General features: G+C 39.5%; 25 protein-coding genes and 1 tRNA gene. 10 read left to right on the top strand and 16 right to left on the bottom strand.

The genetic code is table 11. From position 1 onward, the window contains the following. Positions 1-205: 205 nt before the first annotated feature. The 5 genes from H5089_RS03435 to H5089_RS03415 are packed head-to-tail and all read right to left on the bottom strand — an operon-like array spanning position 206 to position 5,733. Entirely contained in the window at positions 206-2,173 is a 1,968-nt protein-coding gene (locus tag H5089_RS03435) for a hybrid sensor histidine kinase/response regulator (protein WP_182711479.1), read from the bottom strand. 10 nt (positions 2,174-2,183) lie between these two features. Further along, the gene (locus H5089_RS03430; RefSeq protein WP_039485075.1) at positions 2,184-2,645 is read right to left on the bottom strand and encodes a response regulator; all 462 of its coding nucleotides are present in this window, start codon (positions 2,643-2,645) and stop codon (positions 2,184-2,186) included. Next, a complete protein-coding gene (locus H5089_RS03425; RefSeq protein WP_154903470.1) occupies positions 2,646-4,130 on the bottom strand; it encodes an ATP-binding protein in 1,485 nt (494 codons plus the stop codon). Between the two features lie 38 nt (positions 4,131-4,168). Further along, complete coding sequence (locus H5089_RS03420) at positions 4,169-4,378, bottom strand: histidine kinase (RefSeq protein WP_039485081.1); 210 nt, start codon at positions 4,376-4,378, stop codon at positions 4,169-4,171. A 14-nt stretch (positions 4,379-4,392) separates the two neighbouring features. Then, positions 4,393-5,733 (bottom strand): sigma-54 dependent transcriptional regulator, encoded by a 1,341-nt coding sequence (locus H5089_RS03415; protein ID WP_039485084.1) that lies wholly within the window; start codon positions 5,731-5,733, stop codon positions 4,393-4,395. Positions 5,734-5,967: 234 nt separating this feature from the next. On the opposite strand from H5089_RS03415, the gene H5089_RS03410 reads away from it, so the two are divergent. Then, positions 5,968-6,483 carry an NUDIX hydrolase gene (locus H5089_RS03410; protein ID WP_182711478.1) on the top strand — a complete coding sequence of 172 codons (516 nt, stop codon included), beginning with the start codon at positions 5,968-5,970 and terminating at the stop codon, positions 6,481-6,483. A 216-nt stretch (positions 6,484-6,699) separates the two neighbouring features. Further along, positions 6,700-8,076: an NAD-dependent succinate-semialdehyde dehydrogenase gene (locus H5089_RS03405; RefSeq protein WP_182672851.1), complete on the top strand. Its 1,377-nt coding sequence runs from the start codon at positions 6,700-6,702 to the stop codon at positions 8,074-8,076. Positions 8,077-8,322: 246 nt separating this feature from the next. Here H5089_RS03405 and H5089_RS03400 read toward each other — a convergent pair whose 3' ends face one another. Further along, positions 8,323-8,514, bottom strand: coding sequence for a hypothetical protein (locus tag H5089_RS03400; protein ID WP_182711477.1), 192 nt, complete (start codon positions 8,512-8,514; stop codon positions 8,323-8,325). 393 nt (positions 8,515-8,907) lie between these two features. Between H5089_RS03400 and H5089_RS03395 the strand changes: the two genes are divergently transcribed. The 3 genes from H5089_RS03395 (at position 8,908) to H5089_RS03385 (ending at position 10,547) form a co-directional block, all read left to right on the top strand. Then, on the top strand, positions 8,908-9,411 hold the full coding sequence (locus H5089_RS03395) for an arsinothricin resistance N-acetyltransferase ArsN1 family B (RefSeq protein ID WP_182693011.1): 504 nt from the start codon (positions 8,908-8,910) through the stop codon (positions 9,409-9,411). Between the two features lie 118 nt (positions 9,412-9,529). Continuing rightward, entirely contained in the window at positions 9,530-9,997 is a 468-nt protein-coding gene (locus tag H5089_RS03390) for a hypothetical protein (protein WP_182711476.1), read from the top strand. Between the two features lie 121 nt (positions 9,998-10,118). Beyond that, on the top strand, positions 10,119-10,547 hold the full coding sequence (locus H5089_RS03385; RefSeq protein ID WP_259396036.1) for a hypothetical protein: 429 nt from the start codon (positions 10,119-10,121) through the stop codon (positions 10,545-10,547). A 185-nt stretch (positions 10,548-10,732) separates the two neighbouring features. Here H5089_RS03385 and H5089_RS03380 read toward each other — a convergent pair whose 3' ends face one another. The 3 genes from H5089_RS03380 to H5089_RS03370 all read right to left on the bottom strand — a co-directional run bounded on the left by H5089_RS03380 (position 10,733) and on the right by H5089_RS03370 (position 12,526). Then, positions 10,733-11,815 (bottom strand): endonuclease/exonuclease/phosphatase family protein, encoded by a 1,083-nt coding sequence (locus H5089_RS03380; protein ID WP_182711474.1) that lies wholly within the window; start codon positions 11,813-11,815, stop codon positions 10,733-10,735. Between the two features lie 23 nt (positions 11,816-11,838). Then, positions 11,839-12,201 (bottom strand): hypothetical protein, encoded by a 363-nt coding sequence (locus H5089_RS03375; RefSeq protein ID WP_024595125.1) that lies wholly within the window; start codon positions 12,199-12,201, stop codon positions 11,839-11,841. A 76-nt stretch (positions 12,202-12,277) separates the two neighbouring features. Next, on the bottom strand, positions 12,278-12,526 hold the full coding sequence (locus H5089_RS03370; RefSeq protein WP_024595124.1) for a TIGR03643 family protein: 249 nt from the start codon (positions 12,524-12,526) through the stop codon (positions 12,278-12,280). Between the two features lie 123 nt (positions 12,527-12,649). On the opposite strand from H5089_RS03370, the gene H5089_RS03365 reads away from it, so the two are divergent. From H5089_RS03365 to H5089_RS03355, 3 genes are all read left to right on the top strand, one after another. Further along, positions 12,650-13,339 (top strand): ABC transporter substrate-binding protein, encoded by a 690-nt coding sequence (locus H5089_RS03365; protein WP_182711473.1) that lies wholly within the window; start codon positions 12,650-12,652, stop codon positions 13,337-13,339. A gap of 29 nt (positions 13,340-13,368) precedes the next feature. Next, positions 13,369-14,025 carry a YoaK family protein gene (locus tag H5089_RS03360; protein ID WP_182711472.1) on the top strand — a complete coding sequence of 219 codons (657 nt, stop codon included), beginning with the start codon at positions 13,369-13,371 and terminating at the stop codon, positions 14,023-14,025. Positions 14,026-14,099: 74 nt separating this feature from the next. Beyond that, positions 14,100-16,160 (top strand): TonB-dependent receptor, encoded by a 2,061-nt coding sequence (locus H5089_RS03355; RefSeq protein ID WP_182711471.1) that lies wholly within the window; start codon positions 14,100-14,102, stop codon positions 16,158-16,160. On the opposite strand, the gene H5089_RS03350 is transcribed toward H5089_RS03355, so the two are convergent. Then, positions 16,093-16,962: a helix-turn-helix domain-containing protein gene (locus H5089_RS03350; RefSeq protein ID WP_259396035.1), complete on the bottom strand. Its 870-nt coding sequence runs from the start codon at positions 16,960-16,962 to the stop codon at positions 16,093-16,095. The genes H5089_RS03355 and H5089_RS03350 overlap by 68 nt on opposite strands. 106 nt (positions 16,963-17,068) lie before the next feature. On the opposite strand from H5089_RS03350, the gene H5089_RS03345 reads away from it, so the two are divergent. After that, a complete protein-coding gene (locus tag H5089_RS03345; protein ID WP_182692929.1) occupies positions 17,069-18,265 on the top strand; it encodes an MFS transporter in 1,197 nt (398 codons plus the stop codon). Here H5089_RS03345 and H5089_RS03340 read toward each other — a convergent pair. From H5089_RS03340 to H5089_RS03325, 4 genes are all read right to left on the bottom strand, one after another. Further along, positions 18,254-18,475, bottom strand: coding sequence for a hypothetical protein (locus H5089_RS03340; RefSeq protein WP_033020540.1), 222 nt, complete (start codon positions 18,473-18,475; stop codon positions 18,254-18,256). The genes H5089_RS03345 and H5089_RS03340 overlap by 12 nt on opposite strands. A 96-nt stretch (positions 18,476-18,571) precedes the next feature. Beyond that, positions 18,572-18,985 carry a GFA family protein gene (locus tag H5089_RS03335; protein ID WP_007377055.1) on the bottom strand — a complete coding sequence of 138 codons (414 nt, stop codon included), beginning with the start codon at positions 18,983-18,985 and terminating at the stop codon, positions 18,572-18,574. 235 nt (positions 18,986-19,220) lie between these two features. Further along, positions 19,221-20,513, bottom strand: coding sequence for an amidohydrolase (locus H5089_RS03330; protein WP_182711470.1), 1,293 nt, complete (start codon positions 20,511-20,513; stop codon positions 19,221-19,223). A gap of 401 nt (positions 20,514-20,914) precedes the next feature. Next, the gene (locus tag H5089_RS03325) at positions 20,915-21,904 is read right to left on the bottom strand and encodes a fatty acid desaturase (protein ID WP_182711469.1); all 990 of its coding nucleotides are present in this window, start codon (positions 21,902-21,904) and stop codon (positions 20,915-20,917) included. Between the two features lie 391 nt (positions 21,905-22,295). Here H5089_RS03325 and H5089_RS03320 point away from each other — a divergent pair. Next, positions 22,296-22,380 (top strand) — tRNA-Leu (locus H5089_RS03320). 218 nt (positions 22,381-22,598) lie between these two features. Here the strand turns inward: H5089_RS03320 and H5089_RS03315 are convergent. Beyond that, complete coding sequence (locus tag H5089_RS03315) at positions 22,599-23,072, bottom strand: VOC family protein (protein ID WP_182673298.1); 474 nt, start codon at positions 23,070-23,072, stop codon at positions 22,599-22,601. 100 nt (positions 23,073-23,172) lie between these two features. Next, positions 23,173-23,643, bottom strand: coding sequence for a GFA family protein (locus tag H5089_RS03310; protein ID WP_182711468.1), 471 nt, complete (start codon positions 23,641-23,643; stop codon positions 23,173-23,175). Between the last annotated feature and the right edge of the window lie 62 nt (positions 23,644-23,705).

The following is a 23,705-nucleotide window of genomic DNA, read 5'->3' as shown; positions in this document are numbered from 1 at the left end:
TACTGACTTACATCCCTGTAAGAATAAGTAAAAACCGAGCAACAAAAAGTAAATAGCCCCTGGACAGAACCCTTCGGGCAGCGCATATTTGGCATTTGTGCTACGTTATCGCCTATTTATGGGGAATAACCACACTACATAGACTCAGCCTTGCCTAAATACCAAATAAACTGCTGCAAATTTAACCTCGAAAGATAAACAGGCCCTAGCTAATAAGCGTTTCAAGTAAGCTCAAATTAATAGGTTTAAGTAAAACTCGGTCAATATTTAAATCTTTTATTTCTCTTGGATCTGGCTCTGCGCCACTTACAATCACTAAACGTAATTCAGAGTATCGTTCATTAATTTGCTGGCCTAAGTCAACGCCACGACCATCAGGTAAATGCATATCTAACAATACCTTATTAAATTGCTGGTCGTGATTAAGTATTTGCAAACATTGTGCGCAGCTAGACGCAATGACGGTTTCAACGCCTAAACTTTCTAAAAGTAGTTGCGTAATTTGCGCTGCATCATGATCGTCTTCCACAAGTAAAAAGCGCTGCTTTTTCTCGGTTAAGCCATTACTACAATTTATATCTTTAGCTTGCGGTGCATGCTCTGGCGCTACCAAGTAATCTTGCAAACATTGATATAAAGCCGCGCTATCAACAGGCTTTGGTATTACATCGTTAAAACCAAGTGCAGCAAGCTCCTCATGTATGCCTTTCATCGTAGCGGCAGTGAGCGCAATTATTGGGCCTTTGTAGCCCATTTTTCTAAGCTCTATGGTGGCTTCCTTGCCGCCCATTACAGGCATATGAATATCAATAAAAATAATATCGTAAGGCGCTTTATACGCATCTGCTATGCGTACTTTTTCAAGTGCTTGCTGGCCATGTTCGGCATAATCTACGCGCGCACCACAGGTACTGATCATATGACCAACTAGCATGCGTAAATCACGTAAATCATCAACCACTAACACTCGCCCATGCACTTTGCATGGAGCCGATTTACTTTGTAATTGTGGGGCACTACTAAAATTAAGTACTTGTCGTTCTACTTCGCTAATATCACCTGGATATACCGAAATCGTAAATGTAGAACCTTTGCCTATTTCAGAGTGCAAACTAATATCACCGTGCATACGCGCTAACAATTCAGCACATATTGCCAAACCTAAGCCTGCGCCACCTACAGAGCGTGATTCTACATCGGCTATTTGTTCAAATGGCTTAAATATAAGTTCTTGTTTTTCAGGGGCAATGCCCATACCTGAATCTTTAATGCTAAAAAATAGCATTTCGCGATCATCAAGCCATTGCGTCCACGCATTAACAACAATTTCGCCTTTATCGGTAAATTTAACCGCATTGTTTATTAGATTTATTAAAATTTGACGAACTCTTGTTGCATCCAGTCGTGCAACCAAAGGTAATGGCTGATGTGATTCAAAGCGCAGCGTAAGGCCCTTATCAAGCACCGATACGCGCATTAGCGTGTATACATCGGCAAGCATGCTATCAAGGTTAACTTCGCTTAGGGTAAGTTCCAGTTTATCGGCAGCTATTTTAGATAAGTCGAGCACGTCGTTTAACAAGCTCAATAAGTGTTTACCATTTCGATAAATAACACCCAATTCATTTTCAGCTTGCTGACTAAAATCGCTCTGCATTAACAGTTCGGTGTAGCCTAAAATAGACGATAGAGGAGTACGTAACTCATGGCTCAAATGAGCTAAAAATCGATCTTTTGAACGGTTTTCGGCTTCAGCTTTTAAGCGTTCTACTCTCTCGCCTTCAACATCTTTACGTGCCAAAGCATAACGAATAGCACGCGCAAAGCGGCTCGAACTCATTTCTGTTTTAATTAAGTAATCTACTGCACCGGCATCAAGCGCCGCCGAGTCTAACTCGTCGTTTGACTGCCCGGTAAGCATAATAATGGGACCGCTAAAGCCATTGGCAATTGCTTCTTTTAATACATCTAAACCATTCGATGCACCCAAGCGGTAATCAAGCAGGCAAATGTCGTGCTCATTTTTACTAAGCGTTGCAATTGCCTGCTCTGGAGAGCTTATCCATTGAATGTTAAACGTGTGTGAATCCAATTGGTCCAGATAGTCGCAGGTGAGTATGTAATCATCTTCATCGTCTTCTACAAGCAGCAACTGAGTCACTTTATCTAACATACAATCTCCATTAATCGTTAAATGTTGTCGGTAGCTCTACAAATTCTACCCAGTATTTTCCTAGCGTTTTCATCAAATCAACCAAACCATCAAACGTTACTGGTTTTGTAATGTAAGATGCAGCACCTAAGTTATACCCTTTAACCATGTCTTCTTCTTGTTTAGACGTAGTTAATATAACAACCGGAATTCCCTTTAAGTTAGGGTTTCCTTTTATAGCTTCAAGCGCTTCACGGCCATCCATTCTAGGCATATTTAAATCAAGTAATATAAGTCCAGGACGCGGCGAAACTGCTTTGTCTTCAAACTTACCTTTACGCTCTAAATACTCAAGCAACTCAACGCCATCTTCAACAAAATGAAGCTCGTTAAGTACACGACTTTCAGCAAGGGCATCTTGTGTTAACAAACGATCATCTTCATCGTCGTCTGCCATTAAAATAGTAATCGGTTTTACTTTTGAATAGGGCATTTAAGCCTCTCCTTGCAATGTGAAAAGCTCAGCTTCCACAGGTAGTTTTATAATAAAGGTTGCACCTTCACCGTCTTTACTTTGGGCTGTAATTGTTCCGCCGTGGCGCTCCACAATACGCCTACATACAGAAAGGCCAATACCCGTGCCTTTATATTGTGAGCGTCCATGCAAGCGCTGAAACGGTACAAATATTTTATCGGCATATTCTTGTGAAAAACCAATACCGTTATCTTCTATGGTAATAACTTGAAAACTTAAATGAGTATTATGATCAGAGCTGAAAATATCTTCATCTTGATAACTGATTTTTATGTGTGGGTTTACGTCGGGACGCCTAAATTTAACAGCGTTCGACAATAAGTTTAAAAACAGCTGCTGCATTTGGCTTTTATCGGCCTGAATAACTGGTAAATCATCTACATCAATTTGTGCTTCAGACTCTTTTATCGCAATCTCTAAATCACTTAATATATCAGCTACAACTTCATTTAAATTCGTGTCATCAAAATCTTTACCACGCGTTGTAATTCGCGAAAACTCTAATAAGTCGTTAATCAAGTTAGACATACGCTGCGCTGCATTTTTCATGCGCCCAATGTAATCCATCCCCTTTTCACCCAATTCATCTTTAAACATGGTTTCAAGACGGTCGCTAAAGGCTTGGATTTTTCTAAGAGGTTCTTGTAAATCATGGCTTGCTACAAAAGCAAACTCTTCAAGCTCTCGGTTACTACGGCTCAATTCATCTGAATATAATGTTAGCTCTTGTGTCCGCTCAGAAACCTTCATTGCTAATGTTTCGTTTTGTTTTTCAAGCTCAAAACGATATTGTGCTGCATTTCTTAAATTAAGGCGCGTCATAATAAACATACCAATAATCAGTAACGCACTCGTTATTGCTGTTATAGCGAATGTAATTTTAGCTTCATTTTTAATCTGTGCTAATTTAGAAAAATGGCTTACTTTAAAGAGTAATTCACGGTCTTGAATTTCATTAACATACTCTCTAATTTGCTTATAAAGCTTTCTTCCTTTATGCGTATTTAATACATACAACGCACGTCTTTCTTTGTCATCTAGCGCAAGGTTTACAGTTTGTTTTAATTCTTTAATTTTACTATCTACAAGAACTAACAACTGGGCTATACGCTCAGCTTGACCGTCAATCTCAGAGTGAAGCGACTTGACATGATCTGTTTGCGCTTCAATTTGGCCTACAGCATCGTAGTACGGCGTTAAATAGTCAGTCTCTTCTGTCAATAAATAACCACGCTGCCCAGACTCAGCCTGCACTATGGATAGATGCAGCTTCTCAATTGCAGTGGTTAGCATGCTAGTGTTGTCTAAACTTTTTTGGGTTTGTGTTAAGCCTTGAATCGTATTCAATGCTAAAAATGCGTTGCCCACAATAATACCTAGCACAACCACCATAAATGTTGCCCAAGTGATATTCGCTTTACCTTGCTGTTTTTTCTTGCTCATTTAGCTTCCCGAATTAAAGTTTATACAACACTTAATATTTATTGAGAGTCTGATATTTTTTGCAAACTTTCGCTGCACTGTTGGCAATTATTGATAATTTTATCAAGTGCATCTAACGCTTTTTCTTTTGGCATATCGTTTTCAAGTACCAATTTAATCAGCTCAGCATTCATCGAAATACGATTTAGCGGCCCTCTTGCATCGTGTACTAATTTATTGAGTTGCTCTGTTTGGTTATCGGATGTCATGCCCTTCCTCAAATCTATTTATATTCGCCAATACCGCCATATGCATTAAGGCGGTTATAAAGTGTTTTAGTACTAATACCAAGCATTTGTGCAGCAAGCGTTTTATTACCTTGGACCTTATCAAGCGTTGCATGAATAAGTTCTTTTTCAACTTCTTCAATTGTTTGCCCTGCTGATACAGGCTTTTCGGCAGCTTGATTATTAACGCGCGAAAAGGGTGACTCTAAGTTATCAGGTAAAATAATGTCGCTGGTTTGTGGGTCGCTCATAATAAATGCACGGTGTATAGCATGGCGGAGCTCTCGCACATTACCCGGCCATTCATAGCTTTGCAGCTCTTTGAGCTGTGCGGCAGTCCAACTAAAGGCAGTGCCGTTTTCGTCATTAAGTTGATCTAAAAAGGCTTTCGCTAATAAAGGTACATCTTCTTTTCTATCGCGAAGTGGCGGTATATCAATAGGAAAAACAGCCAACCTAAAGTAAATATCTTCACGAATAACATTATTTTGTGCCAAATCGGTAAGCGAGCGGTTAGTAGCTGAAATAACACGGCAATTGGTTGGTATTTCTCTGTTACCACCTACGCGTGTTACCTTTTTAGTTTCAAGCACTCGCAGTAAATTTGGCTGCATATCAATTGGCATTTCAGTTACTTCATCTAAAAACAAAGTACCGTTATTTGATTGCTCAAATACACCTTCTTTACGTGCAATTGCGCCTGTAAATGCGCCTTTTTCGTGGCCAAATAACTCACTACCAATTAACTCTTTTGAAAGTGCGCCACAGTTGCTAGCAACTAATGGCCCTTCGCACTGGCTTGCGTTATGAATAGCTTGAGCCACTACTTCTTTACCTGCACCACTTTCACCCATAAGCATCACGTTAGCATTTGTTTTAGCTACGCGTTCAATCATGTTGTAAAGCTTTTGCATTGGCTCAGATTCACCAATTAAACCGCCAAAGTGGCGTACAATACCGCTCGACTTTGCTTTTTTAACTGCTTTTTTAGGGCCATTTAAAACGAGTTCTAAATCTTCACGTTGTAATGGTTTTAATAAATGCCCTACATTTGGCTCACACATATCAGCTAAAATACCTTTAACTGAAGGATGGCCCGAAATAAGTGTAATTTTTGGAGATTGCCCAATCGTTTTTAAGTGATCAAGTAAGTGCAAACCGCTACCATCAGGCAGCATAAAATCAAGCAGCACATGATCAAAGGCATTATTTTCAAACCATTGATGTGCTTCTTTTAAACTGGTAGCTGTGCTTATATTGTGGCCGAGGAATTCGACTATGTGGCAAACAACGTCACTAAATTCAACGTCGTCATCTACTAAAAGTATGTCTAACATGATAAATCCCTATGCTTTTTCCTTATTCTACGCAACCTAGATATTAATTTAAAGGTGCGCCCAGAATCTAATTTTTAAAATAAACTTAAGCGATTAAATGCTATTAATGTTACCAACCTAATATTTACGTATGCTGAAAAAAATCGATCACAAATTATGATTAATAATTAAAATCGTTTCTATTTATAGAATGGTAGCAACTATTATTATTAAAAACCTAAAAAAGGAGACGAAATGCAGCAATTAAAAACCTTAATACATTCAGGTATTAATATTGACCAAGGTACTCAATTTACACGCTTAACAGCTCGCGCCATTGTAATTAAAAATAATAAAATACTTTTAATGTATACAAACCGTTATGAAGACTACAGCCTACCCGGCGGTGGAGTAGATGACGGCGAAAGTATTGAGCAAGGCTTAATTCGCGAACTAAGCGAGGAAACCGGTGCACAACAAATAAGTGTAGTTAAAGCTTTTGGACTCTATGAAGAGTATCGCCCTTGGTATAAAGACGATTTTGATATTATTCATATTAAATCGTATTGCTTTGTATGCAGTATTGCCGACAAGTTTGGCAAAGCGCAGTTAGAGCATTACGAGCAGCAAAATGGCATGACAGCCAAATGGGTTGATATTAACGACGCAATTGCACATAACGAGCGCACCATTGCTAACAGTGAAAAACAAGGGCTTTCTATTTTACGAGAAACTTACTTATTAAAGCGCATTGCAAAGGAGCTAATATAAAGCTCTGTGTTTGCCCCAGAGGGTGTTGTAAATTTTGCAACGCCCAGAATATTTTACTGCCTCGAGCACCTCAATTTTTATATTTAAAAAATCCTCCTTCAGCAAAAATATAAATTTAATTAATAAAATCAGATGGATAAAAACAAAATCAACTTTTTATAAAAACTGGCTCTAGCCTTGCACCTTTTAAATAACTAAATTTGTAAGGAGATAGAAATGAGTAACACAGTTAAAACGATTAATCCCGCAACTGAGCAAACCATTGAAACCTATACACTACTTTCTCAAAAGGAAGCAGAACAGGTAATCGAAAAATCTCACGAAACATATTTAAAATGGCGATTAACGTCATTCACTGAACGTGCAAAATACCTTAATAAGTTAGCCTCACTCTTTGAAGATCAAAAAGAAGCTATTGCAAAACTCATGACCGAAGAAATGGGTAAAGTTTATGAGCAAGGCTTTCAAGAAGTTGAACTATGTGCAGGAATTTGTCGTTATACAGCCGAACAAGGCCCACAAGTACTTGCTGACGAAGAACGTGATATGGACGGCGGCCGCGCAATTATCAGCTACCAACCAACAGGTGTACTATTAGGTATTCAACCGTGGAACTTTCCGCTTTATCAGGTAATTCGCTACAGTGCTGCTAACATCATGGCGGGTAACACAACCGTATTAAAACATGCTGGTAATGTATTTGGCATGGCTGAAAAAATAGAAGAGCTATTTAAACAAGCTGGTTTCCCAGAGTATTGCTTTAACAATCTACTTATCGACGGCAAAACAGCCAGTTCTTTAATTTCGCACAAAGCAATTAGCGGCGTAACCTTTACCGGTAGTGATGCGACAGGTAAAAAAGTAGCAGAAGAAGCAGGTAAACACGTTAAGAAAACAGTGTTAGAGCTTGGTAGTAACGACGCTTACTTGGTACTTGATGACGCAGACCTAGAGCTTGCAGTTAAAACCTGTGTAACCGGGCGCATGATCAATAACGGTGAAACGTGTGTTTCAGCTAAACGTTTCGTTGTTGTAGAGTCACTTTACGATGACTTTAAAGCGCAAATTAAAGAGCAATTTGAAGCCATGAAAATGGGCGACCCAATGGCAGACGACACAGACTTAGGTCCAATGGCACGTGAAGACTTACGCGACGGCATTCACGACCAAGTAATGGAATCAGTTAAAGCAGGTGCAAACATAGTAACGGGCGGCGAAATACCTTCGCAAACGGGCTACTACTACCCACCTACTCTACTAGATAACTTAGCCCCTGGTATGCCAGCCTATGACGACGAATTATTTGGCCCAGTAGCTTCGCTTATTAAAGCCAAAGACAACGACGATGCAATGCGCATCGCTAACGACTCTCGCTACGGTTTAGGCGGCGGTATTTTCTCTAAAGATGAGAAAAAAGCCATTGAACTAGCTAAAAAGTACTTTGACACAGGCATGATCAATATTAACGGCTACGGTTTAGCACAACCTAACCTACCGTTTGGTGGTGTTAAAGAAAGTGGCTACGGCCGAGAGCACGGCGGCTTTGGTATGCGCGAATTTGTGAATATCAAATGTATTATGATCAATAGCTAATTTAGCTTTAAATACTAATACATTAAAAAACCTAAAAGTGGGTAACCGCTTTTAGGTTTTTTTTAACTTTAAATGAGCAGTTTGCTTTTTAATCATTATCAACATAAAAGAATAATATAATAAATTCAGAGGCACTAATTGCAGCTAGCTGCATTATCAGCAAAAACATAATACCAATCCCAGCCTGAGGGTCAGGTTCAATACCAAAGACAAGTACTGGCGCTAAAGTAATAGTAAATAATGCAGCTATAATTCTAATAAAAATGAGCCGTTTATTTTTTTATAGTTTTTAGCGTTAGCTAAAAAATATAGAAGCAAATAAGGCAACAGCATAAACGCAAAGCCAATTTCAGTTGGCATCCAGTACTTAATAGCAACAGCAACTAAAGATAAAACAGCAAGCGCCTTAACTGGATAGTACATTTTTTTATAATTCACATGCTTTCCTTTGCACGCAGTGCTTTATTAGCACCAAATAAAATATTGCCGAACAATATAAAAACTTTAACTATGCAATGCAATGCAATGCAATCTATTTCACTAGACTTAACCTGACAGGCAACAATGAGCGATAAGCGGTCATTGAGATTGGCCAAATATCGTCGTGAATTGATTGGTAAGGCTGCTCTTTGCGCATATATTCATGAAAATGAGCGCTGAGCGCATATTGTTCTATTTATCTTTTCTTTAAAGTTTCAGAAACTTAGTAATAGTAATACCTTAAACTATTTGTTAAAACTATATCATTCAGAAAAATGAGCGTGACGTCGGCAGAAATATGCGCGATGAGCGCACTATTAAATTGTTAGGTGCTAGGAGGTTAACTGACATATGGAGCATGAATTGATTCGGCAAGTTCAAACTAAAGATTATGAGAGTATTGCAAACATATATAACCATTATGTTTCAAATACTTCTATTACGTTTGAAGAAACGACCGTTACAAGTACCGATATTCGAAATAGAGTAGAAAAATCACGTAGCACCAATCTTCCTTGGCTCGTTATGGAAATCAGTGGCTCTATTGTCGGTTATGCTTACGCTACCAAATGGAAAGAGAGAGCTGCATACAGATTTTCTGTAGAGTCTTCAGTTTACATTTCCGAAAAGCATCACGGTAAAGGCTACGGAACACTTCTTTACACCGAATTAATTAAGAATTTGAATTTACTAGAAGTAAATTCCGTAATCGGAGGCATTACGCTACCAAACCTTGCAAGTGTTGCTTTGCACGAGAAATTGGGTATGAAAAAAGTTGCTCACTTTAGCAATGTCGGTTTTAAATTTAGTAAGTGGTTGGACGTAGGGTATTGGCAGTTGAAACTCCGCACCTAACAAGCCAATAAACTCACTCACTTCGTTCGCTGGGACGCATACATGCGGAGCGGCTGCGCCATTATGCCCCACATGTATGCGCCCGTTATTGGAAAGTTAGGCATCAATGAGAAACATTTTGGCAGCAGTATTTGCTTCAACAGTTATTCAAATTCCACTCTCATATATTCTTTTTTCACGAGAATCTCTTGTGCTGGGGCAAGGATTTTTGGATTTTTCAAATGAGCAACAGCTTTTAATATTGGGGTTTGTTTTATTTGTAGCGCTATCTTTTATTTTGTTTGTTGGATTACCAGCCTTCTTTTTACTTAAAAAACTAAAACGTAACTCATTATTTTATCTAACTACTATTGGCGCTGTTGCTCCTATAGCATTCTTGTTACTGCTGGAATTGTCGACCGATACTAGAACCGGTTTTAGTTCTGGTGAAAACTATTACGGAACATATAGAGCGATGGTTGAAAATGGACTAAGGACTAAATGGGGTGTGATAAAATACACCGAAGAGCTGGTAGTCTATTCCATTCATGGTTTCTTCAGTGCATTGGTATTCTTTAAGATTGCAAATCGAGGCGTTGATGCCTAACAAAAACATTATTTCGCTCGCAGGCTCGCTGGGACAATTACTCGCTGGCTGGCGCTTCGCGCAGTATAGCCAGCAAGTAATTGCCCCATATGTTAAGCGTTAGGGCTCAAGGAGAATGTATTTGAATCGTCTGCTTCTTATTCTTAGTTTAAGTATTATTTCTTTTGATTCTTTCGCTTGTAGCTGCAAGGAACTATCAGCAAAAGAGTACTTCGAGAGTGCAAGTAAAGTCATGCATGGCAAAATTATGAAACTTGAGATAGTGTTCGACGAGCAAGATAGACCATTTCAAAAAATTACACTTGATCATGACTCAATGTTAAAAGGTTCTTTTTCAAAGGTTATATACTCTGCACTTGACGGCAATGCCTGTCACGGCATGACTTTTATGCTTGGTAAGCAGTATGTCGCATTTACCGATGAATCGAATTGGATTACTGGTTTTTGTGGGGGCACTCAGGCGATTTGGCCAAACATGGAGTTTAGTCAAGAATTCCTCAACACAATTAAGCAATTGAGCCCTAACAAGTCGTTAAAGCAGGACAAATAACAGTTGGCTTTTGCTCCTGCGTCGCTTATTTTAGCCAACATATTATTTGCCTCTTAACGAGGCGTTACCACTGTTTGCAATTGGCACTCTCCTGCCACTCGACAACATAAATAATGATTATAACTGGCAAGGTATTTTACTGTGTCGGATGGCGCTTCGCTTATCCGACCTACACTGCCTAATAGCTATAACTTTTCCTCAAACCTCGGCACTTTTCGCTTATCTGCCTTATTCATAGCAAGCTCTTGAATTTCTTCTTGCTTAAGCTCATCGGGTTTATCTTCTAGTGACTCCTGATTAGCGTTTTCGTAAGAAAGCTCAGTAAGGAGTGCAAAGTGATCAGAGCCATACTTAGCTAAGCGCTTAATACGCTTTACTTTAAAGCCTTCGCTGTGAAATAAGTGATCGAGCGGCCAACGCATAAAAAAGTAACTTGCATGAAAGGTGTTATAAAAACCACGGCCTTTTCGAGGGTCTAAAAAGCCACTTATTTGCATAAACAAACGGGTGCTACGCGACCATGCTACGTCGTTTAAATCTCCGGCAACTAAAGTAGGCCGTGTAGGGTTTTTAAGTGCTTTAGCCACCATTATTAGCTCTGAGTCGCGCGGGCGCGATGAGTCTTCTTCGGTCGGGCTTGGCGGTGCTGGGTGAATAAAGTGCCCTTGCATTTGCAGGCCTTCATCGTTTTCAAACAGAATATGAATTGAAGGAATATCTTCTTCTATTAGCTCACATATTTGTGCATCAAGAATTTTAAACTTGCTGTATAAGTGCATGCCGTAACGATTGTCTTTAGGGCATTCTATGTAATACGGGTAATTTTTTTTAATGACTGATAATTTATTTTCCCACCAGCTATCGCTTTCAAGCGTAATGAGCAGGTCGGGTTGGTGCTCATCTACAAGGCTAATTAGCTGCTCACTTTTATGGTTCGACATCAGTACATTTGCCGACATAATTCGTACGCTGTGGTCTATATGCTTTGGTGCGCTTTGCACTTCTTTTTTAGCAAGCCACGTATACGGGTAAATCCATTTACCTTGTAAAATCATTATAAGTAATGAGGTTAAGGCTATAAACACGTAGCCTATTGCGCTACTTTGCCATAATAAAAACAACGATATAACGGCTACAAAACTGGCAATATAAAATACCTGTAAGCGCACAAAGTCGCAGCTACGCACTAAGTAATGCTGGCTGTACGACATAGGCAACAAGGTAACCAGTAAAAAAAAGCCAATAATTATAGCCAGCGCAATGAGCATTTTAATATCCTTATAAAGTTAGTTTAGCGACTTAAAATTGAAAGTATTTCTCGGGTGTCGTGCACCATGTGAATAACTGTACGGTCTATTTCAATACTCACTGTACCATTATCTCTAGAGCGTTCAATCACTCTACCTCGTTTATATAAATCACGATCTAAATAGTCGCCTCGGTGGTAGCTTTTACTTAGCCCTGGTGGCGTCCAACCTGCGCGAATTAGCTGCTTAGCCTCTTTTTTAGAAAGGTAGTCATTGTCGTTGTGTTTATGTGAATGATGCTTATTATGGCCGTGTTTATGACCATGCTTATCTTTATGCGGTTTTGCGTCTGCGCTTATTGAACATAAAGCCAATGCTATTAGTGCTGTGTATGTTAGTGCTCTCATAAATAATCTCTAGCGTAATTTATAGCTAAAGGTTAACAAACACGGCTGAACATCATATGAAACAACTTACACTTATTTAACGTTGTTTATATTGTGTTTTACAGTGGCTTCGCATAATAGCGGGATCGCGTAATTTTAAGTGTTTTGTTTTACGACCAGCATGGCGTTTACGCCACACTTTAAAACTGCCTTTTGAAATATGTTCGCGCATAAATACCACCAGCTGCGGGTATTTTAATCCGTATAACTGCTCTATTGCCTCAAAAGGGGTTCTATCTTCCCACGCCATTTCGATAATGCGTGACTGCTGCTCTGCGTTAAACATGGTATATCTCACAAAATTTAACTTATACGCTAGGTAAAAATACTTAGATCAATGCAATTAAGCTCAGTAACTGTATAATTGGCGTTCAATTTATGTATTTTAAAAGATATCGAATTTTTATTTATGCGCGCAATATTTCTGTTTTTAGCTTTAACTTTACCTTCATTATTGCTTGCAGCGCCAAGTAAAACCCTGCGCTGCGTAACAACTCACTACCCGCCTTTTACTATATTTGATGAGAAAAGCGATACGTTCACAGGTTTAGATATTGAATACTTAACCTTTATTGAGCGTAATTTGAATCTTAAAATTGACGTAATTCATCTGCCATGGGCGCGCGTTAAAAAAGAAATGGCGCTGGGCTACTACGACTGCTATTTCTCTTTGGCCAATACAGAGGAACGAGCAAAGTATTTAGATTTTACAAGCGTGCCCTTGCATACTACTAAGTATGGTTTATTTGCTTTAAACAAAGATAAACTACTCACTGACGATTTATCAAATACCCCAATAGCGATGCTACGCGGTGTTGCTGTGCCTGAGGTTATTGCTAAAAAGTATAAACTTGATGAGAATAATCTGCTTCGCTCACTTTCAACTAAAGACACTTTTGAGCTGCTAGAAAAAAATCGCGTTGAATACGCAATAACTAACTATCAAGCAGGTTTGTGGTACTCAAAGGAATATAAAAACGTATACGCTAGGCAACTCAATGAGTTTACGTTTCCTACTTACATTGCTTTTAAGCGTGGCGTAATAGATACAAAATTAGTTGATGAGCAAATAAAGCGCTTTAAAGCACAAACTCAATAATTAACACTGTACACGTTAAGAGATAACCAATGTTTACAAAACTACCAAAGTGGGTTGAATATGGCGCGTTTACGCTCGCATTTATAGCGGGCATAGTAAACGCTGTAGGCTTATTGGGATTTGAGCACCAGGCTATTTCGCATGTATCTGGCTCTGTTACTTTACTTGGTATTAAAGCAATAACTAATCCCAGTACTGCTTTATTGCTACTTTCAATAATTATTAGCTTTATGTTGGGTTCGGCACTGTCGGGCTTTTTGCTCTCTGGTGGCTCATTAAAACTTGGTCGTCATTACGACACTTTGCTTTTTATTGAAGGATTGCTACTACTTGCGAGTGCTTATTTACTCAAAAACACATTCGTTTACGGCATTGTTTTAACGTCTGCTGCGTGTGGGTTACAAAATGCGCTAGCAACTAATTACAGTGGTGCTGTTATACGTACGACACATTTAACCGGTATTTTTACTGACCTTGGTTTAATGCTAGGTAAAGCGCTTAAAGGTGAGCAATTTGATATCCGTAAAGGCGTTATGTTTTTACTCATTATTGCAGGCTTTTTACTAGGCGGTATAACCGGCTACGTTTTATTTAAGCATTACTTAGTGCTGGCTTTGGTATTTCCTGCTGTGGCTTGTTTTGTTTTATCAATTACGTATCGGGTTTATAGGTTACGTACGCTTTAACGCAACAAGTTTAAATGCATATTAAAACCGCATATTATAGAGGCAATGCAATATAGATTACTTTCAAGGAATGTATGAAACCTTATTTTTTGCCGCTGATATTACCCTTTAGCCACACTGCGTTTGCCAATAATCAAAACGACGATGCAATAGAAACCATAACAACTACGGCATCACGTATTGAAGCGCTATCTACTCCACTCCCTTTATCAATAAGTACACTTAGTGAAGCGCAGCTAAATAGCATAGCGCCTACCCATATTGAAGAAGCCCTGCAACGTGTAGCAGGGGCTAATATTCAACGCGGAAATGGCCAAGAGTATTTACCCGCACTTCGCTCTCCGGTACTTTCGGGCGCTGGCGCTTGTGGTGGCATATTGACTTTGGAGGATGGCATACCACTTAGAGCCGCTGGGTTTTGTAATATAAACGAGCTATTTGAGGCGCACAGCGAAATGGCGCAGCGCATTGAAGTGCTAAAAGGCCCAGGCTCTGCACTTTATGGCTCAAACGCTGTGCATGGTGTTATTAATGTAATAACGCCCGACACCACACAAGGCGGTGGCTTAGTTGGTTTAGATTATGGCTCGTACGGTTATACTCGCTACAAACTACGCGCAGGGCAAGATTACGGCAACAGCGGTATCGGCATTAACGCAAGTGTTACCGACGATAGCGGTTACCGCGACGACGAAAGCGTAGAGCAACAAAAAGTAAATATTCGCCATCGCTATTCAAATAATAATTTATTACTTACCTCAGGCCTTACTTATACAAATCTTGATCAGCAAACGGCTGGATTTATTACAGGCTTTGAAAGCTATAAAAACGAAGACCTCGCGCAAAAAAACTTTGACCCTGACGCATTTAGAAAAGCACGCGCATTTAGAGCATGGAGCAATGCAACATGGCAATTAAATAACGATGATGTGCTCTCTACTACGTTATATTTTCGTGACCAAAGCATGGACTTTTTTAAGCACTTTTTACCCGGCACACCGCTTGAAAAAAACAGCCAAACAGGTTTTGGTGTGCAATCGCTTTATCAACATAATTTACAACGTAATATAAAAATAAACCTAGGGCTTGATGGCGAATACACGCAAGCCGATTTTACTCAAAGCCAAAACGAGCCCACTCAAGGTTCTGCATTTTTAGTTGCTACAGTACCCCAAGGTAAGCATTACGATTACGATGTAAACGCCACGCTTTATGCCCCTTTTGCATCGGTTGATTGGCAATTAAATAAGTGGTTACTTACTGCAGGTGTGCGCTACGAGCATATGCAGTACGACTACACCAATAATATGCTAGCAGGTAGAACAAAAGACGATGGCACAGAATGCGGCTTTGGTGGCTGCCGATACAGCCGCCCTGAGAGTGGGAAAAATAGTTTTAGTAATCTATCGCCAAAGCTTGGGGTTAGTTATCAGTACAATACAAATAACACGCTTTATGCAAACTTTTCTCGCGGTTACAGAGCGCCACAAGCGGCTGAACTATACCAATTACAACGCGAGCAAACTACTGCAAATTTAAGCGCCGAAATAGCAAATAACGCAGAGCTGGGTATTAAAGGAATTTACGAAAAACTACGTTATGGCGTGTCACTTTACGCTATGAGTAAACACAATACGATTTACCGCGATAGTGACTTTTTTACGGTAAATAATGGCAGCTCTCGCCATCGTGGTATTGAGCTTGAGCTTGACTACCAGCTCACTAAGTCGCTTGCGCTTAACTTTGCTGGCACTCACGCAAAGCATACTTACACTAACAACCAAATACTTAACGGTTTAAATATAAACGGCAACGACATAGATACCGCGCCGCGTAATATTGCTAATCTCGATTTAACATGGCAGGCATTAAACAACGCGCAATTTGCTTTGCAGTGGCACCGCGTTGGTAACTACTACACCGACCCAGAAAACTTAAATAAATACCAAGGGCATGATGTTTTAAGCCTACGCGCACAGTGGCAAGTTACTAGTAATCTTGAGCTACTTGCTCGTATTATTAACTTAACTGATGAGGCCTATGCAGAGCGCGCCGATTACACCAGTTTTACCGGCGACAGATACTTCCCGGGTAGGCCTCGTAACGCGATGCTTTCGGCAACTTATACGTGGTAATGCTTATTTGAGGGCTAAGCTGATTTAAATCGCTCATGTATTTCATGGGCGACTTTTTCATTACCTTTTTAAACATAGTAATAAATGCACTCACCGACTCATACCCTAATAACTCCGACACCTGCTGCACACTTTGCTTATCAGAAAGCGCTTTTAAGGCTGTAATTATATGCAATTGCGTACGCCATTTTCCAAATGTCATACCGGTTTCTTTTTTAATTAACCGCGCTAATGTGCGCTCAGTTAATGCAAACTGCTTAGCCCATTGTGGTAGTGTTTTTCGGTTGTTTGGCTTGTTTATAAGCTGATCGCTCATGGTTTGAATTACCTCGTTTTTAGATAATACAAAATCCAGTGGTTGTACGGGCATATCAATAAGTTGATCAAATAACACCTGCGCTAAACGCGCTGTTTTACTATTTAAAGTATAGTGCTGATTATGCCCAGCCAACTCACACATTAGCTCTTTAACCAACGGCGTAATAGCTAACGTACAGGTATTTAGCGGCATACCGTTTTTACTACTATCAATAAATAAATGACAAAGCTGCGCGTTATCAGACGCCCTATTGCTATGCACCTTTTGTGCTGGGATCCAAATTGCACTGTGCGTGGGCACCATCCACATTTTGGCCGATACTTCACACGTTACATACCCATGCAGCGCTAAAATTAATTGCCCTTTTGGATGGGTATGTAGTGGTATTTCGTGACTTGCATGGGCATGCTCTATTTTGGCTATTATGGGCTGCGCCATAGTTTCAAAATTTTTAATGTCGTCCCAACCAATTGCATCAAACATAGTTTTGTCTGTTTTTAGTTATTTAATGTCATTATCTCTAAATTATAGTTTTTACTAAGCCTTTATACTAGCGCCCATTAAGTATTAGCTTTAATGGTCTTCCCTTTTGTTAAATAACACACCTAAATCACGCTTTGCTGGCATATTACTTGTGCTTGGCATATTACTTATTGCCGCAAATTTACGCGCCACATTTACAGGTATTGCACCTGTGCTTGAACAAATTATTAATCACTTTGGGCTTAGCGCATCGCAAGCTGGTTTTTTAACAACACTGCCACTCATAGCCTTTGCGGTTGCATCGCCAATGGCGGCAACTCTTGCTAAAAAGCAAGGGTTAGAGCGTACCTTGTTTGTGGCTTTGTTATTTATACTTGCAGGGGTTGCAGCGCGGGTAATAAATACCTCAGCCATGCTTTTTGTAGGCACCGCTATTATTGGTGTGGGCATTGCCATCGCAAACGTATTATTACCAAGTTTAATTAAGCGCGACTTCCCTGCAAAGGTTGCGTTAATGACCTCAGCCTACGTGCTTACTATGGGCGTGGTATCGGGTGGGTTTTCTACTTTGGTATTTCCGCTTAGTCAGTTAAACGGATTAGGATGGCAACTTGCGCTGGGCTCATCAGCTCTTATTACTTTGGCGAGTATTATTGTATGGATGTCGCAATTAAGTAAGCACACAAAACCCGCGAGTATTGCTCAACACACTGACACGTCAAAAAGTGTATGGCGTTATTTACTAGCATGGCAAATTACCCTACTGCTGGGCTTAAACTCGTTTTTAAATTATATAATTATTACGTGGTTACCAAGCATATTAACCGAAACCGGTCACTCAGCTACCCAAGCAGGTGCTTATCATGGTGCTTTTCAAATAGCGACTGCATTACCGGGTTTAATATTAATTCCGTTACTTGCCAAATTAAAAGATCAAAGCGCGCTTAGCTTTATTTTAGCCATGTTGAGTGCACTCAGTGCATTGGGACTGCTTTACATGACTAGCTTTGCTTTTGTTTGGACCCTAATGCTGGGCTTTTGCTCTGGGGCATGTTTTATATTGGGGCTGTCGTTTATTAGTTTACGAACTGACGATTCGCAACAAGCAGCGTCGCTTTCAGGTATGTCGCAAAGCGTAGGTTATTTGCTCGCGGCTATTGGTCCTATGCTAGCTGGTGCATTACACACGACTACGGGAAGTTGGAGTGCGCCATTGTGGTTGTGCGCTATTGCCGGAGTACTGTGTGCATTATGTGGTTTAGGCAGTGGTAAAAACACCACTTTAGCTAAATCAGCTAACTAGCTGCTGTAACCACGAAAATAAACCAGACGAAGGTTTACTACTCGCGTGCTTTTGCTCATAGCGTTTATTCGTTACTTCGCGCTGTTCACGGCGCTCTTGTGCTAAATTAGCTTTTGCAGCAAAACGCAAGCGCTGCTCTTGAGTAAGCTCATCATTAAAACTAATGGCTGTTTTTTTCACTGCTCGGCTGCTTTTAGGTGAACTACACATATTATTCTCCAAATGACTGACTTATAAGTAGACAGTCATTTGGTTAAATAAATTTCAAACCGCTTACTAAAAAGTAATACTGATAACCCCAACTAACTAGTTTTGTGGGGTTGTATCAAACGCAGGTACTTCGTGTAAGCCGCTCAACCAGCTCAATGTTGATTTAGCCCAAATTTGTGCTGTTGGCGTAAACTGATCACGCTGATCAACCGCACCAATACGCAAGCCATATACACGGTCAGCTTTAGCTTCGTTAGTTGCATAAAGTGTTGTACCACATGTGCCACAAAAACCTTGCGCACGCTTGTTACCGCTTTGCGCTGTTTTAACAAACTCTTTTGGCTCACCTTGGGTAAACACGACCGAATTTGGCTCTGCAATAATAACGGCTCTAAATGGGCCGCTCGACATACGTTGGCAATCGCTACAATGGCAAACAAGTGCGTTGTTATTTTGAGACTTTGCTTGGTATTTAATTTCACCACAGTAACAGCTTCCAGTAATTTCCATTATTTAAATCCTTAATGCTTATGAAGATTGAATCGAGATATAAGACCGGCAATATCGATTCATTATTTTTAAAATATAAAAAAACTGCTCGCCGGTTCATGTGTATGTTCGGTTAGATTTTTAATTTTTGAAAGTGATTTTTTAAAAGTTGAGCAAGTGCTAAAAACATGATCCGATGTTTTAAATAAAACAGCAATACCACGTTAAGCTAATAGCGTAACGTGGTGTGTTTAAGCTATCTTTTATGTGCGTTTAAATAATCAACAGCTAACAGGCTAAGCGCCTTAGTGCCTACTTTAAACGATGATTCGTCGGCATAAAAATAAGGTGAGTGATTACTAGCCACTGTATTTAAATCTTCCTCACTTGGTGTGCCGCCTAAAAATACAAATACACTTGGCACTTCTAATGCGTAAAACGAAAAGTCTTCTGCGCCGGTTATTTTTCCCATTTCAACTACGTTTTCATTACCTGCTGCTTTTTTAAGGCTAGGTAACATTTGCGCAGTTAACTTTGGGTTATTAATCGTTACCGGATAACCTTCGTGAATGTGTACCTCTGCAGTTGCACCTGACGATTTAGCAATGTGCGTGGCTGTGGTTTTTATTTTTTCAAATATTTGTGCTCGGTTATCCATATCAAAGTTACGAATTGTACCTACCATTTCGACTTCTTCAGGAATAATATTATTACGTACCCCACCCGCTATCTTACCAAACGAGACAATAGCAGGCTCTTTGGTAATGTTGATGTGGCGACTAACAATATGATTTACGCCTGTTACTATTTGCGCAGCTGCGGCAATGGGGTCAACCCCAGTCCACGGTGCAGAGCCGTGTGCCTGCTTGCCATGTACTGTTATTTCAAATCGGTCTGCACTGGCCATTGCTGGGCCACTTCTATAGCCAATTTTACCGCTGTGCAAACTAGATGTTATGTGTAACCCAAAAGCAGCTTCTGGTTTGTATTGTTTAAATATGCCTTCTTTAAGCATTAACTCAGCGCCCCCCTCTTCCCCCTCTGGTGCGCCTTCTTCTGCAGGCTGAAATACAAACATAATATTACCGTGTAGCTCATCTTTCATGTTTGCAAGCACTTGTGCAGCGCCCATTAGCATAGCCACGTGCGTGTCGTGACCACAAGCATGCATTATGCCTACATCTACACCACGGTAATTAGTGGTTTTAGTTGATTTAAAATCAACATCGGCTTTTTCAGTAACTGGCAGCGCGTCCATATCTGCGCGTAGCATTACTGTCGGGCCTGGCTTTGCACCTTTTAATAGCCCCACAACACCTGTATAAGCAATCCCTGTTTGTACTTCCATACCCAGCGACTTTAAGTGCTTAGCGACAATACCTGCTGTGCGGGTTTCGCGATTTCCAAGCTCAGGGTTTTGATGAAAATCACGTCGCCAATCAATAACCTGTTGCTCTATCTTTTTAACTTGCTGATCAATGTTTGCATTGGCATTAAACGCACTAAGGGCAGCAAAGCCCAACGCTATTGAAATTAGTGATTTTTTCATCCTGTTTGTCCTTATTATATTTATTGGTTTTATAATATTGATGAGCACGAGCCTTTATGTATTATTGAGAACATAATTAGTTTGCTCTATAACCACTATTACTGAAGGCTCTACAATAATCAATCCCATTTAAGCTAGATGCCCAACTATGAAGGGCCACTTCACTTTTCACTGGTTTTATCTACTTTTAGTTTAAAGTTTTAGCGCTAATTAAGCCTACCACTTTTGCTTTTGTTGATTTAAAAATGGCACTAAATAGTCCACCAAAGCGCGGACAGTTGGGCTTAATAAACGTTGCGATGGATAGAGTAAATTCACGGGTAATGGGCTTGGCACATAATCGCTATTCAAACTATAAAATAAGAATAGCAATGTAGAACCTCCCCTTATGTTGGGGGTAATTATTTATATGCATTCGCATTTTTAATGCTGTCAAAATCGTTAAAGCGCACGTTGTGCTGCGCCATTACTTTAAGTATTTTTTTACTTAGCATTTGGCGTAAATAAAACGGCTGATTTGGCACAAAATGATGAATGGTATGCGTTTTACCAAAGTTAAAACAAAATAAGTGAAACGGCATAAATAAACGACTCGTTAGGACATGAGTTTGTTCAAGCATGTTATTAACGCCGCCATAGTAATGCATGCTTGAGGTAACAAAATTAAGCGAGCTTGAGCGAATAATATTAGGCACAATGAGCACAACCATTAAAAATTCAAACACATCCATTGTACTTAACAACCAACTAGGTGAATTTAGCGAAAGTGGTATAAATAAATCAACAATATGAAATAAAATAACGCTATATAAAACAGCATAATACGCAGTCGCTATCGGAAATCCCGCATTAAAAACACTCGAAAAACTAAAGCCATTAATTTCTTTTCTAAAACGTTTAGTAGAAATAATTAGCCCTAGTAACCCATCTACAATAACTAGCGCACGTAAAAATGGATTTTTAATACCGTTACCCACCAAGCGTTCTTCTAGGTCTTGTTGTGTGCCTGAGGTTTTGTGATGGTGTAAATGCATTTTACGTCGGTACCATGGGCTAATAGTATTTGGCCGCATTAACCATACTACTAACATCATAAAATTATGCATGAAAGGCTGATTGCTAAAGTATTGTTTATGTATAAGGTCGTGCTCTAACTCATGGGAAATAGACGCAGCAATAGCGGCAAGTACTATACACACCCAAGCAGGTATTAGGGCTAAATAATATAAAACACCAACACCAATTAATGCGCTAAGCGACAGCAATAAAATAATTAACCCTAAGGTATTTTGATGTTCAAGTAATGGGTATTTTTGACGAAGTAATGCTTCTTCTGCCTTAATAGCTTTAACAATCGATTGAATGTTCTGTTTGGCACTTAATTGGGTCATAATTAATGTCTTAAAAACCTTGTTGTACAAATAATACCTGAACCAAGCGCAAAATCGGCATAAAGCAGGAATAATTATTATAATACGATTCACTATTATCAATAGTTCAATTGCTTATTTATTCAATCGCATAACAGTTTAATAGCACTCATAACCCAAAATATTCGCTTTATATATCAGCCCAAAAAGACTTAAAAAATTTACCGATGGAGTCTCCTTGCTATAAACGATTAATTATCAACCAGTTGTTTATGCAAATAAAAGAAAAGGCTTGCCGCCCCCTCTTTTGTTTGTATAATGCGGATACAGAATAAGAGGTATATAAGTATCCTTTTTATTTTAAGTGGTTTTTCTTTATCTTTTTATGCTTAAAAGATTAAAGAAAAATTATGCCAGCGTGATGAAATTGGTAGACATGGGGGATTCAAAATCCCCTTCCGAAAGGAGTGCCGGTTCGAGTCCGGCCGCTGGTACCACTTTTTGAACCTCAGCTAATTATTGGCTGAGGTTTTTTTATGCCTAAAATTTAACTAGTAATCTATACCACTTCGCTTTACGAAGTGAGCTACTTTTAGATAAGAAAACCGTGTCGATAACAAGGTAAAACCTAGTTAAGCTGAAGCAAAAGCCACAAACCTTCCATTAAAGCCATCAATGTAATTAGAAAGGTACATAAATCTAATTAGCATGCGAGTTATGCGTCTTGCTCTTGATTTGTTATATTCCCAATTCGATTATTTAACTCTTCGTCACTAACATCTTCTTTATGTGTACCAATGATCCATATATGACCAAATGGGTCTTGTAGTGTGCCGGTCCTATCACCATAAAACTGATCATGTACGGGTCTTATTTCTGTTGCACCAAGCTCAATTGCTTTTTTAAACACGGTATCAACATCTTCAACATAAAGCATAAGGCTTAGCGCTGTACCACCGAGTTCTTTTGGGTTTTTTAAATGCTCTTCAGAACCATTATCTGAAAGCATAATATGCGAATCACCAATTATTATTTCTGCATGGGCTATTCCACCATCAGGTAAAGGCATCTGCATTACATGTTCAGCACTAAATGCATCACAATAAAAATCTATCGCTTTTTGTGCGTCATTCATAATTAAATAAGGTGTAACTGAATGAAACCCTTTTGGTATTGCTGAGACTGCCATAATATTCTCCTTTACTTACGCTGTGATTTTTAATATTTAATTAACTAAATATGCGTTTAATTGCCCCTAAATTTAAGCTTAGCTCATACAAAAAATTGCGTTACTTTTCGAGGTTTAAACGCTTATGCCAAGCAGCAATACTTTCATCAGGGTATTCTTCAAACTGCTTGTCACCTTCATTAATGGGCGCATTTACCCAATTTGCTTTACTACCAAGCATTAAATGAGTGCGCTCTGGCGGTATGGGTAACTCACTATCTATTGCACCAGCAAAGGGATGAACTTGCTCAGGCCAACGTGCATCGTATAACCATAAGTTAGCACTACAATGCTTACAAAAATGACGCTCTGCAGGGCTTATTTTATCGCCTGTTTTTGCATGATAAATAGTTATGTGTTCACGCCCTGTAACCTCAAGCGTGCTGTATTGCGCGTTTAAATTAATAACAAACCCGCCGCTCCCTGCGGTTTTACGGCATATAGAGCAGTAACATAAATTGTAAGGATAAGGGTGTTTTGAGTTGACCGTAAATACCACTTTGCCACAGTGACAAGCGCCATTAAGCTTCATAATATATCCAATATTTATTGTTGGCTTGAACTAATACCTTAACTAGGTGAGCTAAAAAAAAC

It is taken from the genome of Pseudoalteromonas sp. SR45-1 (genome assembly GCF_014163655.1).
Classification (GTDB): Bacteria; Pseudomonadota; Gammaproteobacteria; order Enterobacterales; family Alteromonadaceae; genus Pseudoalteromonas; species Pseudoalteromonas distincta.
Note: the sequence above shows the minus strand (reverse complement) of the source record. Positions and strands in the feature narration are given on the sequence as shown.